Here is a 3092-nt window from a genome sequence, read left to right as displayed (position 1 = left end):
TCGGCGACGCTGTGGTCACGCGTGGGCACCGGCGTGCCGTCCACGATCAGCACCGTGTCCTTGCGGAACCGCTTGCGCTGCTGCAGGGCGAGCGCCGGTCCGAGGTGGTCGATGATGCGGTCAGCCGCGGACTTCGACACCCCGAACAGCGGGGCCAGTTGGCGCAGGGTGAGGTTGGTCCGCCAGTACGCCGCGACCAGCAGGACCCGGTCCTCCAGCGGCAGGCTCCACGGCCGGCCCCTGCGGACCGGGTCGGCGCCCTCGCGCCGCAGCGCGGTGATCAGTTTGCCGAACTGACGTGGGCTCAGCCCGGTGAACGGGGCTATCCAGGACGGCTCCGCCGCCGTGATCACACCAGACACACCATGATCATCTCACCCGTGACCAGCAGTTACGGGACAGCGCTTAGAGCATGACGAGGAGGCGGGTGCCCTTTTTCAACTTACGGTTGACCGACTTGCTCTGAATGAAGACGTGAAGGTCGGGGTTGTGGCCGGCCTTCACCGAGAGCGTGCCATTGGTGCGACCGTCGGCACCGAACAGCAGCTCACGCGCATCGGGGCCGCCGTAGACCAGCTCGCTGGACTTCTCGAAAACTGCCACTTCCTTGCTGGCCTGCACGGAGACCCGGGCGCCAAGCTGGTAGTACGCCATCCCGGTGACATACGTGTGGTTCTTCGACTGCACGAAGTCGCGAATCTGCATGCCGTCGTGCTCATCCTTGACCTCGTACAGCTTGTACTTCGCCGAGTCGAGCGGCGTGAGGGCGGACTTCACCGTGGTCATGTCGAGACCCTGGCCGACGGCGAACAGGTTCTTCGTACCGCGCACCCCTTGCTCCCGGTCCTGCAAGAACCTCGTGGCGGCCGTCTTGACGGTGCCGATCGCCTCTTCGACGCCCTGGGCCGAGTCGGCGTCCCAGATCGAGATGTTGCCCGTCGGGAAGCCGTACTGCTGAGCGGTGCGCTTGGCCAGGGAGTTCGGCACCATGATGGCCGAGGTCCAGTGATCCGGCAGGCTGTTCAGCTTGTCCGCGATCCTGCCCCGCCACTCGTCCAGGACGGCGCGGCCGTCGGGAAGGTGGTCGTGGCGCGAGCCCGTCCTGTCCGCGCCGGAGGCGTTTTCCTCGCCGTCGGTGACGACGACCTGGAGGAAGCTGTGCTCGCCGTACTCCTCCCATATGTGGCCGAGGTCGTCGAGCGCCTTCACCGACGCCTGGATCAGCGCGGTCGCGCCGTTCTCGACGGTGTACAGGCCCCGCATGGACGGCAGGTGCTTCACGTCCATGTCCCACACCAGGTTCTCGACCAGGTGGTCGAAGGCGTAGAGGCTGATCCGGGTCTCGTGGCCGAGCCTGTCGGACTCCTCCTGCAGCCCCTTCACGAACTCGTCCACCACACGGATGAGTTGCTCCGAATGACCCCTCATTGAGCCGGACTTGTCGATGACGAGAGCGACGTGGTTCACGAAGTGCTTCTTGAGTCGGTCCTTTACCGTTGCGCTCATCGCGCCGATCCCCTTCCGTTCGTTCCCCGTGGGGCCGCGACGGCGCCCTGCGGAGACATGGCTTCCTGATGAAGGCGTGCCAGTCGGTGTTCCAGCCTGTCCAAGTCGTCGAGCGTCGGCGTGAACCGGTGGCGGACGGGTGCCACGGGCATCACGGAACGCCCTCTTCCGTCGGCGGACGTCTCCTTCCGGGCGCGCGCAACCCGGTGGGGCATCCGGTCCGTTCGGATGATGGCTTCACTGTAGGGAGCAGCACTGACAAAGCAGGGGGTGGACGGCCGCGGCCGCCTTCCGGCGAGGCACGGCGAGGCAGCGCGGCTCCCGGGGCCTTGCGGGGTTGTCGGCGAGGACGGAGCGCCGGTTATTACGCTGCGTGAAGTTCTGGCCGATGGGAAGCGGGTGGGGCGATGTCCCGTGGAAGGGGGTGAAGGGTCGGTCGCGAGGAGGTGGAGCGGGGGTGGTGGCAGTGGGGGAGGCAAGGGCTCCCTGGCCGCCGAGGTCTTCGTGTGGCCGCTTGTGACCAGCTCAGATCGTTTTCTTTCCGCTTAAGGTCCCCCGCTCGAAAGGGTTATCGGTCTGTCGTACGAAACCTCATACCAGAGCGGGATGCTGTCCGTATGAGTTTGTCAACTGCCCACCGCACATGATGCGGTGACGACTACGGTGAGTGTCGGTCGGGCGGCGCGTGGCCGACCCCTTCGGCCTTCCCGGGCCCTCCCGACCGGTACGGCGACACACCGCTGACGACGCGGGTCCGACGGGCGCACCGCGCCACCGGACCGTGTCGGTCGGTGTCGATCAGGTCGGAGCAGGGAGCGGGGACGGGCAGTGCAGGCACAAGGTGGACGAGGGAGCCGGCGGGGCGACGGGCCCCGCCACCGGGGCCCGTCAGGCGCCCCGGGCACGACCGGCACACCGGCGTCCACCGGCACCACGGTCGCGGCCCGCGAGCCCGGCCGCACCGCCATGCGCTCCCCCGGAGCCCGGAACCGGCGGACCGGTCCGAGGGCGCCGGGGCCCGGCCTCCGCGTTCCGGCCGCCCGCCCGGACCGGCGCGAGGGCGGACGGCACGGGCGGTCGCCCGCCCGGACCGCCCCCGCGCTGCCCGAGACGCACATACGGCCCCAGTTGCTGCGCCTCGCCGTCCTCCCGCCCACCGCGGTGGTCCTCAGCGCCTGTGCGGCCGTGCTGTTCACCGTCCGCTCGAGCGGAGTGCGGCCGGACCCCGCCCTGTGGGGCGTGCTCGGCGGCGCGATGTCGGTGGCGCTCGCCGGCATCGTCATCGCCGCCGTGGCCGCCGACCGCGCCGCCCGGTCCGTGCACGACCGCCTCGACGCGCTGCGCCGCAGCACCGCCCGGCGCGAGGCCGACCTGCGCGCCCTCGTCGAGGGGCTGCGCCGCGGGGACGACCCGCCCCCGCCCCGGCGGCACGGGGGACCGGCTGGGGACGCCGACGACTTCGACCTGCTCGCCGCTGATCTCGCCCGCGCGCACGACGGTGCCGTCACCGCCGTCGTGCAGGCGTCCCGGCTCTCCAGCCAGACGGGCAGCGAACAGAAGCTCGAGGTGTTCGTCAACCTCGCCCG

At 69.9% G+C, this 3092-nt stretch carries 2 protein-coding genes and 1 pseudogene; 1 reads left to right on the top strand and 2 read right to left on the bottom strand.

Going from position 1 to position 3092, the window contains the following annotated elements; translation table 11 throughout:
* Together B7L92_RS02320 and B7L92_RS02315 are read right to left on the bottom strand one after the other, a co-directional pair.
* On the bottom strand, window positions 1–362 hold a 362-nt coding region (locus B7L92_RS02320), incomplete at its 3' end, for a helix-turn-helix domain-containing protein (RefSeq protein WP_143626220.1).
* A gap of 43 nt (window positions 363–405) precedes the next feature.
* On the bottom strand, window positions 406–1506 hold the full coding sequence (locus tag B7L92_RS02315) for a vWA domain-containing protein (protein WP_081235835.1): 1101 nt from the start codon (window positions 1504–1506) through the stop codon (window positions 406–408).
* Between the two features lie 966 nt (window positions 1507–2472).
* Between B7L92_RS02315 and B7L92_RS02310 the strand changes: the two are divergent.
* Window positions 2473–3092, top strand: a pseudogene (locus tag B7L92_RS02310) (ATP-binding protein); the annotation flags it as partial.

Origin of the sequence: Streptomyces viridosporus, assembly GCF_002078235.1 — a bacterium.
GTDB lineage: Bacteria > Actinomycetota > Actinomycetes > Streptomycetales > Streptomycetaceae > Streptomyces > Streptomyces viridosporus.
The sequence above is the reverse complement of the archived record's forward strand: the minus strand, read 5'-3'. Positions and strand labels throughout refer to the sequence as shown.

Excerpts from the sequence above, each read along its gene's own strand:
- B7L92_RS02315 (WP_081235835.1), bottom strand. The coding sequence starts at position 1,506 with ATGAGCGCAACGGTAAAGGACCGACTCAAGAAGCACTTCGTGAACCAC.